This is a genomic window from Pseudomonas sp. BS3767, from assembly GCF_900099665.1.
Classification (GTDB): Bacteria; Pseudomonadota; Gammaproteobacteria; order Pseudomonadales; family Pseudomonadaceae; genus Aquipseudomonas; species Aquipseudomonas cerasi.
The window spans coordinates 1,049,540-1,067,680 of sequence record NZ_FNCX01000001.1 but is presented as its reverse complement, the minus strand read 5'-3'; the positions used below and the strand labels follow the sequence as shown (position 1 = coordinate 1,067,680).

The following is an 18,141-nucleotide window of genomic DNA, read 5'->3' as shown; positions in this document are numbered from 1 at the left end:
AGGTCCGAAATCGATGAAAAGTTGTCCACGGAAATCGTGGGTATGTCTGTGGGTAACTTTTTGAAACCCTTGTTACACGTGGCTTACAGCTGTGTGGTTATTTTATGAACAGCCCATGTTTTGCACTTCTATGGTGCTGTCGTCCGGGTACAAAACCGGTCCGCTGTAAGCGAATTCGGGCACAAAAAAGAAATATTTTCCAAAAAAAAGCGCGACCCTGATCAGGTCGCGCTGCTTTGCTGCGGGTTCAACCGACGGCTATCAAGCGACAGGCTGATCGCTCCATTCGCCATTGACCAGACGACGCAGGCCCAGCGGGTTGGCGTTCTGCAACGCGGGTGGCAACTGGCTGTCCGCCAGGTTCTGATAGCAGACCGGGCGCAGGAAACGGTCGATGGCGAGGGTGCCCACCGAAGTACCGCGCGCGTCCGAAGTTGCCGGATACGGACCGCCGTGAACCATGGCTTCACAGACCTCGACACCGGTCGGGTAGCCGTTGAACAGAATGCGCCCGACTTTCTCTTCGAGAATCGGTTGCAGCCAGCTGTACTGGCTCAAGTCCGCAGGCTCGCCGATCACCGTCGCAGTCAGCTGACCACGCAAGGCTTGCAGCGCGTCCTTCAACTGCGCATCGTCAGCGACTTCGATCAGCAGCGTGGTCGGGCCGAAGACTTCCTCTTGCAATAACTGATCGCCGTCCAGCAGCAGGCTGACGTCAGCCTTGAACAACTGCGCCTGAGCCTGCTTGCCTTCCTGAGGCTTGCCGGCCAGATGTGTCACGCCAGGATGCGCCAGAAGATGTTCCACACCCTTGCTATAGCTGCGCAGGCCACCCGCGTTGAGCATGGTCTGCGGAGCCTGACTGCCCATCTGTTCGGTCAGTTGCTCGATGAATGTCGAGAACGCCGGAGAACGCAAGCCGATGACCACGCCGGGATTGGTGCAGAACTGGCCGGCACCCATGACCACCGAGCCGGCAAGCTCCTTGGCCACGGTTTCACCACGTGCCTGCAAGGCGCCTGGCAGCAGCACGACCGGGTTGATACTGGACATTTCGGCAAACACCGGAATGGGTTGTGGACGCTCGGCGGCCATTTTGCACAGGGCGTTACCGCCGTTCAGCGAGCCGGTGAAACCGACCGCCTGGATGGCCGGGTGCTTGACCAGACCTTCGCCGACGCCGTTGCCGAAGATCATGTTGAACACGCCTTTCGGCATCTGCGTACGCTCGGCAGCGCGAATGATGGCGCTGGCCACCAGATCGGCAGTCGCCATGTGACCGCTGTGCGCCTTGAACACCACCGGGCAACCGGCGGCCAGTGCCGCTGCGGTATCACCGCCCGCAGTGGAAAACGCCAGCGGGAAGTTGCTCGCCCCGAACACGGCAACCGGGCCCACGCCGATGCGGTACTGGCGCAGGTCGACGCGTGGCAGCGGCTTGCGATCCGGCAGCGCCAGGTCGATACGGGCACCGACGAAATCACCGCGACGCAGAACCTTGGAAAACAGACGCATCTGGCCACTGGTGCGACCGCGCTCACCCTGAATGCGCGCCTGGGGCAGGGCGGTTTCCTGGCAGACGATGGCGACGAAGTCATCGCCCAGGCCGTCAAGCTCATCAGCAATGGCGTCGAGGAAGTCGGCGCGACGGGCCGGGCTCAGTTGACGATATTCCGGGAATGCAGCCTTGGCAGCCAGTGCCGCGGCGTCGATTTCGCCGTCGGTGGCCTGATGAAAGCTGTAAGGCAGCTCTTCACCGGTGGTGGCATCCAGGCTTTTTTGCAGGCTCTGGCCCAAAGCGCTGCGGCCGCCAGCGATGAAGTTCTGGCCGAGAATGTTAGGCATCGGTATCTCCTGTTGTTTTGAGGTTGGAGGTCGGCAGGGAAGGTATCCGGACCGGCGCTCCTTATGGGTTGCCGAGTTGCTTTACAGATTGTCAGTGATGGGGCGTCTAAAAGCAGGCCAGCCATCATTTTTTCAGTTATCAGTGGGCAGTCATCGTACAACCTGATTCGCTGCCTGTGCAACTGTCGACCTTATTTGCCAGGCCGAGTGCCTTTACCTTTTACAGTGCATGAGCGCAGTCAGGTCCTATCGTGGCGCGCGTTCATGACCTTTTAAGGTCTTGCAATGCATCCAGCACCTGACGCAGGGCCTTGCTGACCGGTTTGTCCTGGCGCAAGGCAATTCCCAATGTGCGACTCAGCGCTGTGGCCAGGGGCAGCATTTGCAAGCCGCGGCGATGGTGCAGCGCAGCAACGGCCATCCGCGGCACGATGCTGTAGCCCAGGCCTGCAGCGACCATTTCCTTGATCGCTTCGATGCTGCCCAGTTCCATGACCGGTTTTACCCGAATCCCTGCGTGCAGGAACCATTCATCGATCAGCAGGCGCGTGCTGCTGCCTGCTTCGAATACGACCAGTGGCTGTGCGCTGAGGCGCTCCGGGGTCATGTGTGCCGGCATCGGTCGCTGGCTGCTGGCGAAAATCGCCACGAACTCATCTTCGAGCAGCGGTGTGATGTGCAGGCTGCGGCCGGAGGCGGGCAGGGTGACCAGTGCCAGGTCCAGAAGGTTTTCTTCGACCGCCTTGAGGATGCCGTCGGTGTTGCCGGTGCTGACGCGCACATCCAGTTCGGGGAAGCGCCGACGCAGCGCCTGCAACATGGGCGGCAGCAGATGGATGCAGGCTGTTGCGCCGGTGCCGATGGCGACTTTCCCGGCAATGCCGCTGGCATGGCTGGACAGCGCCTGCAGGGCGTCTTCGACCACGGCATCGATGCGCGCGATATGCTCCAGCAGTACATTGCCTGCGGAGGTGGGTTTGAGGCGTTTGCCAACCCTTTCTATCAGTTGCAGCTTCAGTTGATCTTCCAGTTGTCGCACGTGCAGGCTGACCGCTGGCTGGGTCAGGTGCAAACGCTCTGCCGCCGCGGAAAAACTGCCATGGGCGATGACCAGCGAAAATGTGTGCAGGTGATTGAGGTTCAGCCGACGCATGACAAAGTATTTCTTATACTGTGGATGACAAATCATAGCTTTTTTAATGCTGTGACGGGCTGCATCATTACGGCCTTCACACACATTCGTACAGAGCCTGGACATGACTTCAACCCTTGACCTGCGTGACGCCCGCGACGATGACATGCCCGCCGTGCAGGCGATTTACGCTGACCATGTGCTGCACGGGATTTCCAGCTTCGAGCTGGAGCCGCCCGATCTGGCCGAATTGCTGCAGCGTCGTCGCATGGTCCTCGCCAAAGGCTTGCCGTATCTGGTCGCCGAGCGCGCCGGAGAAATTGTCGGCTATGGCTATGTCACGCCGTATCGACCTCGCCCAGGCTACCGCTTTACCGTGGAGGATTCGGTGTACGTGCGCGACGGACTCGGCGGTCAGGGGATCGGCCAGGCGCTGTTGAGCGCCCTGGTGCAGCACTGTGAAGCGGGCGGCTGGCGGCAGATGATTGCGGTTATCGGCAATAGCCAGAATATCGCTTCGTTGCGCCTGCATGAGCGTCTTGGCTTTCGCCGGGTCGGCGTGTTCGAATCGGTCGGTTTCAAGCATGGCCGCTGGGTAGACACGGTACTGATGCAGCGCATGCTGGGCGAGGGCTGGGCCAGTGTTCCAGTGGAGCGCACCTGACCCTGCCATGGCTCTGCTGTACAAAATTAAATTGTCGAACAATCTGGCTCAATAGCGTTGCCAGCGCTTGCCTGAATCGTTAGGGTACGCGGCTGTTCAAGAAGGAGCCTGATATGACTCGGCATGACCCCACGGAAAAGGGCACGGCAGTCACTCGACAGCGACGCGCGCCAAAGGGCGAGAAGCGCCGGGAAGAACTGCTCGATGCGGCCCTGCAAGTGTTTTCCCTTGAAGGCTACACCGGCGCTTCAGTGGCCAAGGTGGCAGCCATCGTCGGTATTTCCGTCGCCGGACTGCTGCACCATTTTCCGAGCAAGATCTCGCTGCTGATGGGCGTGCTGGAGCGACGCGATGAGGTCAACGGCCGAATTGCTGCTGAAGTCCGCACCGATAACACCCTGACCGGTCTGCTCGGCGGCTTGCGCGCGATCAACCGCTCCAACGCTACGGCGCCCGGCGTGGTACGTGCGTTTTCGATCCTCAATGCGGAAAGTCTGCTGGAAAACCAGCCTGCCTTTGAATGGTTCCAGACGCGCTACGAGCGCATTCACGCGCACTTGCTGGGACAGTTTTCGGCCTTGGTGGAACGCGGGGAGGTACGTGCGGATGTGGATCTGGACAAGATCATCCGGCAGATTCTGGCGATGATGGATGGTTTGCAGATTCAGTGGTTACGCTTTCCCGATCAGGTGGACCTGGTCGAGTGTTTCGATACCTACATTGCGCAGGTCGATGCAGCGGTAAGGGCTCGTCCCTGAGCCTTTATTTGTCCGTTTACCCTTCAGTCAGCTAATGCTTACTCGACGGTCTGCTTGAATACACCGCCGGTCTTGACCGGTGGTTTCTCGACCAGAACCGAGTTCAGAGCGGAGCGTGGCAGCGGGTTGCTGGTGGTGGTCGACAGTTCCTGACGGAACGAGTTGACCAGCTTGGCGTTCAGGCGGATGTCCTGCGACGACGAACCGAGCGAGATGTTGAAGGTGTCGGCATCGACCACCCACTGCTTGCTCTTCTCGTCAAAGTAGGCCAGCGAGCGGTCATTCAACTCGATGGTCACACGCTTGCTTTCACCCGGCTTGAGGAACACCTTCTTGTAGCCTTTGAGTTCCTTGATAGGACGCTCGACTTTCGGGTTCTGCTGGCCAACGTACAGCTGAGCGACTTCCGAACCACCGACCTTGCCAGTGTTGCTCAGGTCGAAGGACACCTTGATCGGCGTATTGCCGACCGCGACACCTGGCGTGACCTTGATGTTGCTGTAGCCGAACGTGGTGTACGACAGACCGTAGCCGAACGGGTAGAGCGGCTTGATGCCTTTCTTCTCGTATCCGCGATAACCCAGCAGCAGGTCATCCTTGTAATCCATTTCGGTCAGAGTGTTCTGATTGTCGAATTTCGGGAAGGAAGCGTAAGCCGGGTTGTCTTCGATGTTGCGTTCGATACTGATCGGCAACTTGCCCGACGGGTTGACCTTGCCGAACAGGATCTCGGCCAGGGCCTGACCACCGTTCTGACCTGGGTAGAAAGCGTGCAGCGCTGCTGGAACCTGTTCGATCCAGTCGCTCATCTTCAGACCCGTACCGCCATACATGGTCACCACGGTATTGGGGTTGACCTTGGCGATGTTCTGGATCAGCTCGTTCTGGAACTCAGGCAGATCGAAGCTGTGGTCGAAACCTTCACCTTCGTATTCGTTGCTGTTACCCACGGCAACCACGACGGCGTCATAACCGGACAGGTCCTGAGGAGCGTTCAGCGAAGCGGAGCTCAACTGCACACCTACCAGGCCGCCCATGGTCGACAGGTAGCCGGCACGACGCGAGTACTCGAGCTTCACGTCGTAAGACTGGCCTGCTTCCAGATTGATCTTGGCGAACTCTGGAATGGTTGGCGGAATGCTGTTGCCCGGAAGCGGCTTGCCGTCACCGTTGTCGATGATTTTCTTGCCGTTGACCCACAGACGCACGGCGCCGTCGGCACGCACCTTGAACACCTGCTCGCCGCTCTGGGTTGGGGTGACCTTGCCGGTGTAGCGAATCGACGTCGACGATGTATCGCCGTTCAGTTCGCCAGCGGTCGAACCTTTGCTGGTGTACGGATCGGACGTCGACGTGTTGCTTTCGAACGGCAGGTTCTTGTCGTTGGCCCAGTCCAGGTCAACATGCTTCTCGGTGCGGGTGACCGCTGCATCACCAGACCAGTTGGTGTTGCTGAAGTACTCGACCTTCATGCCCTGAACTTCATTGCCCGTTGCGTCGGTAGTGGTCCAGGCACTGGTGCTTGGGTCCAGCGACAGGCCTTCGATGAAGTCGACCTTGGCGTTAGGCGCGATTTGTTGCAGGCCGCTCAATTCGCTGACGTAATGGCTGGCCATAACGTTGGCGCTGCCGAAACCGGTCGGTGGCGAGTACTTGGCCAGGGTGCCGACTACGGCGATTTTCTTGACTTTCTGCTTGTCCAGCGGCAGCAGATTGTCCTGGTTTTTCAGCAGGACGATACCTTCACGCGCAGCGTTCAGAGCAACCTTGTTGCTGGTCGAGCTGTTCATGTTGTGCGTGGTCAGCGGCGTCTTGCTGTCGAACTTGTACAGGTAGATCTGCTTGAGGATGCGGCGGACCTTGTCGTCGATGGTCGCAGCGCTCAGGTCGCCGGCGTCCAGATGTGGCTTCAGCACGGAGCTGTTCATCTGGTAGCCCATCATGTCCAGATCGGTACCGGCGCGGGCAGCGTTGAAACCGTGAACGACAGCGTTGTAGTCGCTCTGTACGAAGCCTTTGAAGCCCCATTCCTTCTTCAGGATCTGGGCGATCAGGTGGTCGCTTTCGCAGGCGAAATCACCGTTCACCTTCTGGAAGGCACACATCATCATCGCCACATTGCCGTTTTTCGACGACGATTCGAACGCAGGCAGCGACATTTCGCGCAGAACGCGCTCTGGCATTGTCTGGTTCAGATTGAAGCGGTTGCTTTCCTGATCGTTGGCCGCGTAGTGCTTGGCGTTGGCCCATACACCACGAGACTGGATACCGTTGATGACGCCTGGTGCCAGGCTGGCGCCGAGGAACGGGTCTTCACCGGAGAGGTATTCGAACGCACGGCCGCCGTACGGCATGCGATACAAATTGACGCCGGGACCAGTGATGAACTGGTAGCCGCCGACGGCAGTGTCATAACCCAGCGCGCGGCCGAGGTCGATGGCACGACGTGGGTTGAAGGTGGCGGCCAGGTTAGGACCGGACGGGTAAACAACACCCTGATCGTTGCCTTCGCTGGTGTAGCGCACGCCGACACCGCCGTCAGCGCCGTGGATCTGCGGAATGCCGTAGTTGGTCAGCGGCTTGACGTCCCAGCCGCCGGTGCCGCCGATGTAGGCCAGCTTTTCTTCCATGGTCATTTTGGCCAGGGTTTTCTGTGCGGCTTTTTCGGCGCGATCTTCACGCCCTTGTTGCACGGTAGGGTCAGCGGCGTGCACCTGGGATACTGCCAATGCCAGCAAGGCCAGCGCCGAGTGCGCGCCTATCATCTTTCGCTTGTTCATATTGCTCTCCAACTGCGTTTCAAATAACTGTCTGCCTGCGCACGTGCGCAGGATCATTGCGTTCTTATTTACCGCTTTCCGCCAACTTTTTCTTTCGGCAACAGTTTCCCGCCGTCGCGTTTATTCCCTGTTGTCAGGGCGCGAGTTAGGACTCCTTAGTTGCCGTATTAGTTTTGTTTGGCGTTTCTTTTTTTACTTGTGGTGCGCCACTAAAGTGACATCACGTAGTGGCGTTTTGAATCTACAAAACGGTACAATTAAGTCTAAAACAAGGCATAAATGTCAAATAAAAGCGTATTTTTCTTCGATTTCGTATTTTTTCTTTACAAATGAGGAACTCTTGTTAAACCTACTGGTCGATGGGTTTAAGATTTTTCAGGACGAAGAAAGACAGCTCGCAAGTTGCGACGTTTGCTGTGCGCTAGTTCTTGCCCGGTTTCTACAACTGCCCCGCTTTTTTTGCGGGGCTCTTTTTGTTTTTCGAGGAGTTAATACGATGAAGTTTTCCATGATGAGTGCCGGTGTGGTGTTGGGTCTTGCCCTGAGTGGTGCGGTCTTTGCTGACGACGCGACAGACGCAGACGCGACTTCCGGTGCCAGCGACGAGACCGTGATGACCCAGACCCAGGACGCCAAGGCAGCGCAGAAGGCGCAAAACCAGAAGACCGAAACGACAAAAGGTGGTCGCCCGCAGAACGCAACCACTCAAAAGCAGTCAAACTGATCGTTTGAAGCCTTTGAGCGCAGCACTCTCCAGTCGGAGAGTGCTGTAATATGTCCCTCCGAAGTAGCAAAATGCCCTCATTCATGCCGTCAGCTCCCGTCGATGTTTCCAGTCTGCTCATTCCGGATGCCCAGCAGGTTTGTGCCTGGCTGATAGAAAATGCTGGTCTGAAAACGGCCGATCTGGAGCGCGCGCAACGTTTGCAGCAGGAGTCGGAAGGCACTGAGTTGCTCGGGCTGCTGACGCGTCTGGGCCTGGTTTCCGAATTCGAACTGGCCCGCGCATGGGCGGCATTGCTGCAGGCGCCGTTGTTGCTCGCCGATGCCGTGCCGCCACTGTTGGATCCTCTGCCGCCGCTGACCGAACGCTTCATGCGCCACTATCAAGTCGTGCCAGTCGGCTGGAGCGATCAAGGCCTGCAAGTGCTCAGTGCCAACCCCGGCACGCTGTACCCGTTTCAGGCCATCGCCTATGCCTGCGAGGTGCCCGTGCGACTTTCCATCGGCCCGCGCAACGAAGTCGAGACCCTCATCGAACGCTACTACGGTCAGGGCCGCTCGGCGATGGGCACCTTGATCGAAAACCTGGATGAAGAGGGCGGCTCGCTGGAAGACATTGAGCACCTCAAGGACCTGGCTTCCGAAGCGCCGGTCATTCGTCTGGTCAATCTGATCCTGCAACGCGCGGTCGAACAACGTGCGTCCGACATCCATATCGAGCCCTTCGAGAGCCAGTTGAAGGTGCGCTATCGCATCGACGGTGTCTTGCACGAAGCCGAAGCACCGCCGTCCAGTTCTTCGGCCGCGGTGATTTCCCGAGTGAAGATCATGGCGCGGCTGGACATCGCCGAGCGTCGTCTGCCGCAGGATGGCCGGATCATGCTGCGCATCCAGGGCAAGGAGCTGGACCTGCGGGTATCGACAGTGCCCACCAGCTTTGGCGAATCGGTGGTCATGCGTCTGCTGGACCGGCAGACCATCAACTTCGATTTCCCGAGCCTGGGTTTCGATGGCGAACGGCTGGACGAATTTCTCGACGTGCTGGAGCGTCCGCACGGCATTCTGCTGGTCACCGGGCCGACCGGTTCTGGCAAGACCACCACGCTGTACACCGCGCTGTCACGGCTCAATACGGCCGAGCGCAAGATCATCACCGTTGAGGATCCGGTCGAGTATCAGCTCGAAGGTATCAACCAGATTCAGGTCAAGCCATCCATCGGGCTGGATTTCGCCGGAGCGCTGCGCTCTATCGTGCGTCAGGACCCGGATGTCATCATGATCGGTGAGATGCGCGACCTGGAAACCTGCCGTATTGCCATCCAGTCCTCATTGACCGGTCACCTGGTGCTCTCGACCCTGCACACCAACAGCGCGGCGGCGAGTATTACCCGCTTGCTGGACATGGGCGTTGAAAGCTACCTGATCGCGTCCACGGTCAACGGGATTCTGGCTCAGCGCCTGGTCCGTCGCCTCGATCCTGCAACCCGGGAAGCCTTTGATGCGCCACCGGAGTTGATCGCCGAACACGGGCTGGAGCGCTTCACTGACGAGCGCCCCATCCGTCTGTATCGCCCGCGTGCCGATGCGCCCGGCGGTGGCTATCGCGGGCGCAGTGCAATCACTGAACTGCTGGTGATGAACGAAGAACTGCGCAGTCTTTTGATGCGTCATGCCGACGCTTCGACGCTGGAAGAGGCTGCCCGACGTGGCGGCTTGCGCACATTGCATGAAGAAGGTCTGCGTCAGGCCGTGGCCGGGGTGACTTCGCTGGAAGAAGTGCTGCGCGTCACCCGCGGTGAAGGCACATGAGTCTGTTCAAGTACCGAGCGCTGGATGCTCAGGGCGCGCCGCAGAATGGCACTCTGGAAGCCCGCGATCAGGATGCCGCCATTGCCGCGTTGCAGAAGCGTGGCCTGATGGTCTTGCAGGTCGATGCCGCCGGTATGGGCGGTTTGCGCCGTGCGCTGGGCAGCGGCTTGCTCAATGGCGCGGCGCTGGTCAGCTTCACCCAGCAGCTCGCAACGCTGCTCGGCGCGGGGCAGCCGTTGGAACGATCGCTTGGAATTCTGCTCAAACAGCCTGGACAACCGCAGACCAAGGCGTTGATCGAGCGCATTCGCGAACAGGTCAAGGCTGGCAAGCCGCTGTCCGTGGCGCTCGAGGAAGAGGGTAGCCAGTTTTCGCCCCTCTATATAAGCATGGTTCGCGCCGGTGAAGCCGGTGGCGCACTGGAAAGCACGCTGCGCCAGTTGAGCGATTACCTGGAGCGTAGCCAGTTGCTGCGTGGCGAAGTGATCAACGCGCTGATCTATCCGGCCTTTCTGGTGGTAAGCGTATTGGGTTCTCTGGCCCTGTTGCTGGCCTATGTCGTGCCGCAATTCGTACCGATCTTCAAGGATCTGGGCGTGCCGATTCCATTGATCACCGAGGTCATTCTCAACCTCGGACAGTTTTTGAGCGACTACGGGCTGGCTGTGCTGGCGGGCCTGATCGCATTGATCTGGGGCATGGCCATTCGCATGCGCGACCCGCAGCGTCGCGAGCGCCGTGACCGCCGATTGCTGGGCATTCGGGTGATCGGTCCTTTGTTGCAACGCATCGAGGCAGCACGCCTGACTCGAACCCTCGGTACGCTTTTGACCAATGGCGTGGCGTTGTTGCAGGCGCTGGTGATCGCTCGCCAGGTCTGCACCAATCGTGCCCTGCAAGCGCAGGTCGAGCAGGCGGCCGAATCGGTCAAGGGTGGCGGCACGCTGGCCAGCGCGTTTGGCGCGCAGCCGTTGTTGCCGGATCTGGCGCTGCAAATGATCGAGGTCGGCGAACAGGCAGGCGAACTGGACACCATGCTGATGAAGGTCGCCGATGTGTTCGACGTCGAGGCCAAGCGCGGTATCGACCGCATGCTGGCCGCGCTCGTACCGGCGCTGACGGTGGTGATGGCGGGCATGGTCGCGGTGATCATGCTGGCCATCATGCTGCCGCTGATGAGTCTGACCAGCAATATCTGAATTCATGAAAGAGGAAACCATTCCGATGACTTTTAGCCGTACACGTTTCAAACCCGCACGTCGACAGGGCGGTTTCACGTTGCTGGAAATGCTCGCCGTTATCGTATTGCTGGGCATCGTTGCGACCATCGTCGTACGTCAGGTGGGCGGCAACGTCGACAAGGGCAAATACGGCGCAGGCAAGGCTCAGTTGGCCAGCCTGGGCATGAAGATCGAAAGCTACGCGCTGGACGTTGGTTCGCCGCCCAAAACCTTGCAGCAATTGACTGAGAAACCGGGCAATGCGTCGAACTGGAACGGCCCTTATGCCAAGCCTTCGGACCTCAAGGACCCGTTCGGTCATGCATTCGGCTACCGCTTCCCGGGCCAGCACGGCAGCTTCGACCTGATCTTCTACGGCCAGGACGGTCAGCCGGGCGGCGAAGGCTACAGCGCCGACCTGGGCAACTGGGAGTAAAGCTCGGCATGAGAACGCCTGTCGCAAGCCGGGGTTTTACCCTCATGGAAATGCTGGTGGTGCTGGTGTTGATGAGCATCGCTGTCGGTCTGGTGGGTTTCGGTCTGCAACAGGGTTTGAGTACCGCCAGTGAACGGCGCGCGGTCGGTGACATGGTCGAAGCGCTGCGGGCAACCAGAGTGCGTGCAATTGTGACCGGTCAGCCGGCGCGCACCGAGTTCAACCTGCGCAAGGCGACCTTCAAGGCGCCGGGCAAGCGCGAGATGCACTGGCCGGAAAACCTGCGCGTGACCATGCAGACTGCGTCCGATCTTGGCTCCGCTGTGGAGTTCTATCCGGACGGCGGCTCCAGCGGTGGCAACGTGGTGGTCGCTGACGGCGACCGGCGCTGGCGTATTGATATTGGCTGGCTGACCGGCAGCGTCCAGGTCCGGACGCTTTAATGAAAACATCGCAGTCGGGGTTCACCCTGCTGGAAATGCTTGCTGCACTGACCGTCATGGCGGTGTGCAGCGGTGTTCTGCTGGTGGCGTTCGGGCAAAGCGCGCGCTCCTTGCAGCAGGTGTCGCGCAGTGATCGGCTGAGCCATGCGGCACGCACGATAATGGATCAGGAAAGCGCCGGTCCGCTGGAAAACGGTACGCGAAAGGGCGAACTCGCAGGCATCGACTGGACACTGGATATCCGTCAGTTGCCGGGTGCCAATGGTCAGGCGAGGATGTTTCGCCTCGACCTGATGCTCAGTGAACATCAGCGCAAGGCGCAGTTCAGCACGTTTAAATTACGCGGCGCTGTCAGCGGTGCGGGGTCATGATGCGTACCCAGCGTGGCTTCACGCTGCTGGAAGTGCTGCTGGTGATAAGCCTGCTCGGCGTGTTGCTGGTACTGGTTGCCGGGGCGTTGCTGGGCGCCAATCGTGCCGTGCTCAAGGCTGAGCGCTACACCGTTAACCTGGACGAGATCCGCGCCGCGCAAGCGTTTCTGCGTAGCTCGATCGCTCAGGCGCTGCCGTTGGACACGTCTGGTGAAGATGACGTCAACAGCGGTTTTTTTGAAGGCTCGGCGCAGCAGTTGCGGTTTGTCGCAACGCTGCCGGGCGAGCTAGGCGGCGGTATCCAGGTTCACAGTCTGGAGCTCAAGGGGCCGCAAGACCATCGGTCTTTGCAAGTGTCGTTCGCTCAGGTTCTGTCCAGTGCGAATGGCATTGCCCTCAAACCCTGGGGTGAGCCTCAGGTATTGCTGCAAAACGTCGAGTCGTTGACGTTCAGTTATCGCGGGCTGACGCCCAAGGGCAAGCCGACCGGCTGGATGGCCGAATGGCCCTGGCCGAATCGCTTGCCGGGCGCGGTGCGCATCGATATGCAGACCCATGGCGCGGTGAAATGGGTCTCTGAAGTGGTGGCCTTGCGTCTGGACCTGTCCGGCGGGGCGGGCGGCGAATGAATGTGACCGGCCAATCGCAGCGCGGTGTTGCGCTGCTGGTGGTGCTCTGGGTGCTGGCACTGCTGAGCCTGTTGCTCGGCGGGCTGGCCGGGTGGGTGCAATTGGAGAGCCGGCAGTCGCTCTGGTTACGGCAAAATACCCAAGCGCTGATGGCTGCCGAAGCTGGCATGAATATGGCTGTACAGGGCTTGCTCGATCCTGAACAGCGCAAACGCTGGATTGCCGACGGGCGTGTGGTCTCGTTACGGATGGATGACACGCAACTGTTGGTGAGCATCAGAAGCGAGCGCGGCAAGCTGGACCTCAACAGCGCACCGGTTGCTGATATATCGCGTCTGCTGCAGGCCTGTGGCGCGGCTAAGAATCAGGCCAGCGGTATCGCCCAGGTGCTGGAGTCGCAGCGCAATGGCGGTCAGTCACCGTTGCGGGTGGTAGAGGAAGTTCGCCAACTGCCGGGCATGAGCCAGGCGCTGTATGCCCGGTTGTTGCCGGAAATAACATTATGGAGCGGTCTGGATCGGCCCGACCCGGCATTCGCTTCGGCGTTGCTGCGCCGGGCCTTGAACCTGCCGAACCAGAGCGCGGTCGGGGCCGATCCCGGTGAGGTACTGGCCATCGACACGCGCGCAGAACGACCGGGCGGTGTGACCGCCCTGTTACAGACCACTGTTTTATTGAGCCCATCGGAGGGAGGCGCACAGCCCTACAGGGTGTTGCGTTGGCAAGAATGAATTCATCAGTTTCTGCACGTCTGGCGCCTGTTTATGCGTTACGCGAACAGGTCGCCCGGCAGTGGCGTGGCAGTCCGGCGCAACACGCCTGGCAGTGGTGGGTGACGGAGCTTCGCGCCTGCCTGCCGCCGCGTGTGCGTCGATGGCTGGGCCGCGAGACCGTGGAGCAGACGCTTGTCTGGCCGTTGGTCGAGCCGCTGCCCGATGCATCGCCTCAGGTGCGGCGGGTGTTGCTGCTGCCGCCGTCGGCTGTGCTGTTGCAGACCTTGCAGCTTCCTGCGGCTGCGGCACGCAATCTGTCGACTGTGGTCGGCTACGAGCTTGACCGTTTCACGCCATTTGACGCTGGGCAGTTGTACTTCGTGGCCCGTCAGGACAGTCGCAGCGCCAGCTTTGTGCAGGTCACGCTGGTGGCAATACTGCGCGAGCGGCTGGACGCGATACTCCGTGAGTGCGCCGAGCGTGGGTTGCGTCCCGATGCTGTCGATGTGGGCACTGATGTGGGCGCTGACAACCTGACTACAGGGCAGCGCATGGGTGTCGATCTGCTGCCGATGCCGTTGCGCCCGCAACAGTCGCGCTCCGGCCATCGCTTGCAGCGCGGGCTGATCTGGCTATGTGCCGGCCTGCTGCTGAGCGCCATGTTACTGTGGCTGAACGACCGCCAGAGCCTGCTCGATGACATGCAGGCCAGCGTCAAGGCGCAGAAGGCTCAGGTTGGCGAGGTACAACAACTGCGCCAGCAATTGACCAACACTCTGGGCGCTGCCAACTACCTGTTGCGCCGCAAGGCTGCTCAACCGCCGCTTTCGGCGCTGCTCAGCGAGCTGACCGCCTGCTTGCCTTCGGACACCTGGATCGAGCACCTGGAAATCAGCGACAGTGCCGAGGTGGCCTTTTCAGGGCAGAGCGCCAAGGCCAGTGCGCTGATCGGCCGCGTCAAGGACTGCCGAAGTCTGGATAATGCGCAGTTTCAGGGGGTGATCCAGCCCGACACCAAAACCGGCAAGGATCAGTATTCCCTGCGCGCGCATTTGCACCAGAACCAGCAGCAGGAGAACGCCGATGCGCCGTCCACTGACAAGCCGTGAGCGGCGGGGCGCTGCCCTGATGATTCTGGCTCTGGTGTTGTGCCTGGCTTACTGGTTGCTGATAGACAGCTGGTTCGCCGGTCCACTGCGTGACATCAACGAACAGACCGACCAGCTGCGCGAACAGCAGCAGCGCTACGCTGGCCTTCTGCAGCAGGGCGGCTCGTTGCGCGAGCAACTGGAGCAGGCGCGTCGTGATCCGGCCAGCAGCACCAGCCTCCTGCCGGGCGAAGATCCCAGTGCCGTGGCCGCTGATCTGATGCAACGCATTGCCGACCTGATCAGCAGCCAGGCCAGCACCGGCGGTGGCTGCGAGTTGACCCAGCGCATGCCGATCACCCCGGAGCAGGACAGCGCCGAGCCGTATCGGCAGGTCAAGGTCAGCCTGACCCTGAACTGCGCCATCGAACCATTGACTGCGATCCTGCATGCGCTGGAGTATCAGCGCCCGTTTTTGTTTATTGATGAGATGAGTATGCGTCGCGACGCCAACGCTCCGGCCAGCGGTGCTGCCGGCAAACTGGTGGTGCACCTGCTGGTGCGTGGCTACCTGCAACCGGCCAGTGCCGAGGGCGAGCAATGATCGGTTCACTGCGTCCGCTGGAGTGGGCACTGCTGGCTTTCGCCGCAGTCCTGGCAGCCTTGATCGCATTGGTTGTCAGCGGCGCCGCGCACTCACCGGACTGGCTGCCCGAGCAGGCACCGCGCGACCCGGTCGATCAGAGGGCGCAGGTCCACAGCGCGCCTTCGGCGACACTCGACAGCCTCGCCAATACCTGGAAAACCCCGCTGTTCAGTCCTGATCGCAGCCCTGACGTGGCCGTTCGCAAAGCCGATGCGCAGGCCACCAATCTGGCTGGCCTGACCCTGACCGGGGTAATCATGGACGGCTCGTTGCGCGTGGCATTGCTCAAGCAGGCCAGCGGTCCGGCATTGAAAGTCCGTCAGGGCGATCGCTTGCCCAACGGCTGGACGCTGGACCGTCTGGAGCCCACCCAGGCCACGTTCAAACTTGATGACCGCTCGCAAGTCCTGCGCCTGCCCGCGCTGCGTCTGCCGCCGCCGTCGAATACACCGCCGATTACCTTAACCAACGATTCCACCCTGTGATGGGTACCTTTTCTGGAGTTCCTGCCATCGCTACCTTGCGCACACCCTTGCTTTGCCTGGCCACCGCCGTCGCCCTTGGCGGCTGCGCGTCACAGTCAGACACACTCGATCCCGACAATGGCATGCTGCAGGAAGCGCTCCAGGGAACCGGTTCACAACGCCCGCCGGTAGACCCGCGCAGCGAAAGACCGCCCGTCGAGCCACCTTCCCAGCAGGCGACCAGCTCGCCGCAGCGGCAGATCATCAAAGGCAACCAGCGTTTCATCCGGCAGCCCGCCGCAGCTCCGGCAGCGCGTCAGGCCGAGACCGGTGACATCGTCTTCAACTTCACCAACCAGCCGATTCAGGCGGTGATCAACAGCATCATGGGCGATCTGCTGCACGAGAACTACAGCATTGCCCAAGGTGTTAAAGGCGATGTGAGCTTCTCGACGTCCAAGCCGGTCAACAAACAGCAGGCGCTGTCGATTCTCGAGACACTGCTGTCCTGGACCGACAACGCGATGATCAAGCAGGGCAACCGCTATGTGATTCTGCCGTCCAATCAGGCGGTGGCGGGCAAGCTGGTCCCGGAAATGCGCGTCGCGCAACCTTCGGCAGGCATGTCGGCGCGGCTGTTTCCGCTGCGCTACATCTCGGCGACGGAAATGCAGAAGCTGCTCAAGCCGTTCGCCCGGGAAAACGCCTTCCTGCTGGTCGATCCGGCGCGCAACGTACTCAGCCTGGCGGGTACGCCGGAAGAGCTGGCCAACTATCAGGACACCATCGACACCTTCGATGTGGACTGGCTCAAAGGCATGTCGGTCGGTGTTTTCGGCCTGCAACGCGCCTCGGTCGGCGAGCTGATGCCCGAGCTGCAGAAAATGTTCGGCCCGGAAAGCGGCATGCCGCTGGCGGGCATGGTGCGTTTCCTGCCGATCGAGCGGACCAACTCGGTGGTGGCGATTTCCTCGCAGCCTGAATACCTGCACGAGGTCGGCGAGTGGATTCACACCATCGATGAAGGTGGTGGCAACGAGCCGCAGATGTACGTGTATGACGTGCGCAACATGAAGGCCACTGATCTGGCCAGATACCTGCGGCAGATCTACGGTACGGGTGCCATCAAGGAAGACGCTGCGGCCAAGGTTGCACCGGGCCTGCGCACCACCACCTTGTCATCGCTCAACTCCAGTGGCGGCAGCGGTGTCGGCGGCATGAGCAGCTCCAACGGCCTGGGCAGCACTGGCAGCGGCCTGAGCAATGGCGGAGGTTTTGGCAACAGTCAGGGCATGAACAACAGCCAGACCAATAGCGACAGCGAATCGGAAGGCGACGATCAGAGCGGCGGCGATTCGGATTCGGCCAGTCAGGACGGCAGCGGGTCTGGCGGCAACAACAAGTCTCTGGACGCCAGCACGCGCATCACTGCGCAGAAGAGCAGCAACCAGTTGCTGGTGCGCACCCGTCCGGCGCAGTGGAAGGAGATCGAGTCGGCCATCAAACGCCTCGATAATCCGCCGCTGCAAGTGCAGATCGAAACGCGCATTCTGGAAGTTCAGCTCACGGGCGAGCTGGACATGGGTGTGCAGTGGTACCTGGGGCGTCTGGCGGGCAACTCGGGTACGACCGGCAACGTGACCAACACTTCAGGCAGTCAGGGGGCGATTGGTACTGGCGGGGCTGCGCTGGCCTCCACTGACGCGTTCTTCTATTCCTTCGTCAGCAACAACCTGCAAGTCGCCTTGCGGGCGCTGGAAACCAATGGCCGCACCCAGGTTCTGTCGGCACCTTCGCTGGTGGTGATGAACAACCAGCAGGCGCAGATTCAGGTCGGCGACAACATCCCGATCAGCCAGACCTCGATCAACACCAACACCTCCACCGACACCACATTGAGCAGCGTCGAATATGTGCAGACCGGTGTGATTCTCGATGTCGTGCCACGTATCAATCCGGGCGGCCTGGTGTACATGGACATTCAGCAGCAGGTCAGCAGTGCCGACACCAATGCCAACAACAACGATGCCAACGGCAATCCGCGTATTTCCACCCGTTCGGTGGCCACGCAAGTGGCCGCGCAGAGTGGTCAGACCGTGCTGCTGGGCGGTTTGATCAAGCAGGATAACGCCGAGTCGGTCAGCGCCGTACCTTATCTGGGACGCATCCCGGGTTTGAGATGGCTGTTCGGCAACACCAGCAAGTCCAAGGACCGTACCGAACTGATCGTGCTGATCACGCCGCGAGTCATCACCAGCAGCAGCCAGGCACGTCAGGTGACGGATGATTACCGTCAGCAGATGCAGTTGATCAAGCCGGAAGTTTCGCGGACCAGCATGCAGAACTGACGCTGTGCTGGCTTCCGCCACCACGCCCACTCACGACGCTGCCCGTTGGCAGCGTCAAACAGAGGTCATGAA

Annotated in this window: 17 protein-coding genes; 14 read left to right on the top strand and 3 right to left on the bottom strand. The window is 60.5% G+C overall.

Annotated elements, in window-relative coordinates; genetic code table 11:
* Positions 1 to 261: 261 nt before the first annotated feature.
* Positions 262 to 1,845 (bottom strand): aldehyde dehydrogenase (NADP(+)), encoded by a 1,584-nt coding sequence (locus BLR16_RS04115; RefSeq protein WP_003371818.1) that lies wholly within the window; start codon positions 1,843 to 1,845, stop codon positions 262 to 264.
* A 262-nt stretch (positions 1,846 to 2,107) separates the two neighbouring features.
* Positions 2,108 to 2,998, bottom strand: a complete 891-nt coding sequence (locus BLR16_RS04110) for a LysR family transcriptional regulator (RefSeq protein WP_046719246.1) — start codon at positions 2,996 to 2,998, stop codon at positions 2,108 to 2,110.
* A gap of 103 nt (positions 2,999 to 3,101) precedes the next feature.
* On the opposite strand from BLR16_RS04110, the gene BLR16_RS04105 reads away from it, so the two are divergent.
* Positions 3,102 to 3,641, top strand: coding sequence for a GNAT family N-acetyltransferase (locus BLR16_RS04105; RefSeq protein WP_003371825.1), 540 nt, complete (start codon positions 3,102 to 3,104; stop codon positions 3,639 to 3,641).
* Between the two features lie 113 nt (positions 3,642 to 3,754).
* Positions 3,755 to 4,399 carry a TetR/AcrR family transcriptional regulator gene (locus BLR16_RS04100; RefSeq protein WP_003371827.1) on the top strand — a complete coding sequence of 215 codons (645 nt, stop codon included), beginning with the start codon at positions 3,755 to 3,757 and terminating at the stop codon, positions 4,397 to 4,399.
* A 38-nt stretch (positions 4,400 to 4,437) separates the two neighbouring features.
* Here the strand turns inward: BLR16_RS04100 and BLR16_RS04095 are convergent, their stop codons facing one another.
* On the bottom strand, positions 4,438 to 7,179 hold the full coding sequence (locus BLR16_RS04095) for a beta-glucosidase (protein WP_032609888.1): 2,742 nt from the start codon (positions 7,177 to 7,179) through the stop codon (positions 4,438 to 4,440).
* A 496-nt stretch (positions 7,180 to 7,675) separates the two neighbouring features.
* On the opposite strand from BLR16_RS04095, the gene BLR16_RS04090 reads away from it, so the two are divergent.
* From BLR16_RS04090 to gspD, 12 genes are all read left to right on the top strand, one after another.
* Positions 7,676 to 7,903, top strand: a complete 228-nt coding sequence (locus BLR16_RS04090) for a hypothetical protein (protein ID WP_003435985.1) — start codon at positions 7,676 to 7,678, stop codon at positions 7,901 to 7,903.
* 83 nt (positions 7,904 to 7,986) lie between these two features.
* Complete coding sequence (gspE, locus tag BLR16_RS04085; RefSeq protein WP_046719248.1) at positions 7,987 to 9,711, top strand: type II secretion system ATPase GspE; 1,725 nt, start codon at positions 7,987 to 7,989, stop codon at positions 9,709 to 9,711.
* Positions 9,708 to 10,910, top strand: coding sequence for a type II secretion system inner membrane protein GspF (gene gspF / locus BLR16_RS04080; protein ID WP_092194110.1), 1,203 nt, complete (start codon positions 9,708 to 9,710; stop codon positions 10,908 to 10,910). Before gspE ends, gspF begins: the two co-directional genes overlap by 4 nt.
* 25 nt (positions 10,911 to 10,935) lie before the next feature.
* Entirely contained in the window at positions 10,936 to 11,367 is a 432-nt protein-coding gene (gene gspG, locus BLR16_RS04075; RefSeq protein WP_003317918.1) for a type II secretion system major pseudopilin GspG, read from the top strand.
* 8 nt (positions 11,368 to 11,375) lie between these two features.
* The gene (locus BLR16_RS04070; RefSeq protein WP_072366198.1) at positions 11,376 to 11,810 is read left to right on the top strand and encodes a prepilin-type N-terminal cleavage/methylation domain-containing protein; all 435 of its coding nucleotides are present in this window, start codon (positions 11,376 to 11,378) and stop codon (positions 11,808 to 11,810) included.
* Positions 11,810 to 12,181, top strand: a complete 372-nt coding sequence (locus tag BLR16_RS04065) for a type II secretion system protein (RefSeq protein ID WP_003343408.1) — start codon at positions 11,810 to 11,812, stop codon at positions 12,179 to 12,181. Before BLR16_RS04070 ends, BLR16_RS04065 begins: the two co-directional genes overlap by 1 nt.
* Entirely contained in the window at positions 12,178 to 12,810 is a 633-nt protein-coding gene (locus BLR16_RS04060; RefSeq protein WP_003371841.1) for a prepilin-type N-terminal cleavage/methylation domain-containing protein, read from the top strand. The genes BLR16_RS04065 and BLR16_RS04060 overlap by 4 nt, the downstream gene beginning before the upstream one ends.
* The gene (locus BLR16_RS04055; RefSeq protein WP_003435982.1) at positions 12,807 to 13,541 is read left to right on the top strand and encodes a general secretion pathway protein GspK; all 735 of its coding nucleotides are present in this window, start codon (positions 12,807 to 12,809) and stop codon (positions 13,539 to 13,541) included. The genes BLR16_RS04060 and BLR16_RS04055 overlap by 4 nt, the downstream gene beginning before the upstream one ends.
* Positions 13,538 to 14,632, top strand: a complete 1,095-nt coding sequence (locus tag BLR16_RS04050; protein WP_017278748.1) for a type II secretion system protein GspL — start codon at positions 13,538 to 13,540, stop codon at positions 14,630 to 14,632. Before BLR16_RS04055 ends, BLR16_RS04050 begins: the two co-directional genes overlap by 4 nt.
* Positions 14,607 to 15,215 carry a type II secretion system protein GspM gene (gene gspM, locus BLR16_RS04045; RefSeq protein WP_003371852.1) on the top strand — a complete coding sequence of 203 codons (609 nt, stop codon included), beginning with the start codon at positions 14,607 to 14,609 and terminating at the stop codon, positions 15,213 to 15,215. The genes BLR16_RS04050 and gspM overlap by 26 nt, the downstream gene beginning before the upstream one ends.
* On the top strand, positions 15,212 to 15,742 hold the full coding sequence (locus tag BLR16_RS04040; protein WP_003371856.1) for a general secretion pathway protein GspN: 531 nt from the start codon (positions 15,212 to 15,214) through the stop codon (positions 15,740 to 15,742). Before gspM ends, BLR16_RS04040 begins: the two co-directional genes overlap by 4 nt.
* Positions 15,742 to 18,069 carry a type II secretion system secretin GspD gene (gene gspD, locus BLR16_RS04035; protein ID WP_060707947.1) on the top strand — a complete coding sequence of 776 codons (2,328 nt, stop codon included), beginning with the start codon at positions 15,742 to 15,744 and terminating at the stop codon, positions 18,067 to 18,069. Before BLR16_RS04040 ends, gspD begins: the two co-directional genes overlap by 1 nt.
* Positions 18,070 to 18,141: the final 72 nt, after the last annotated feature.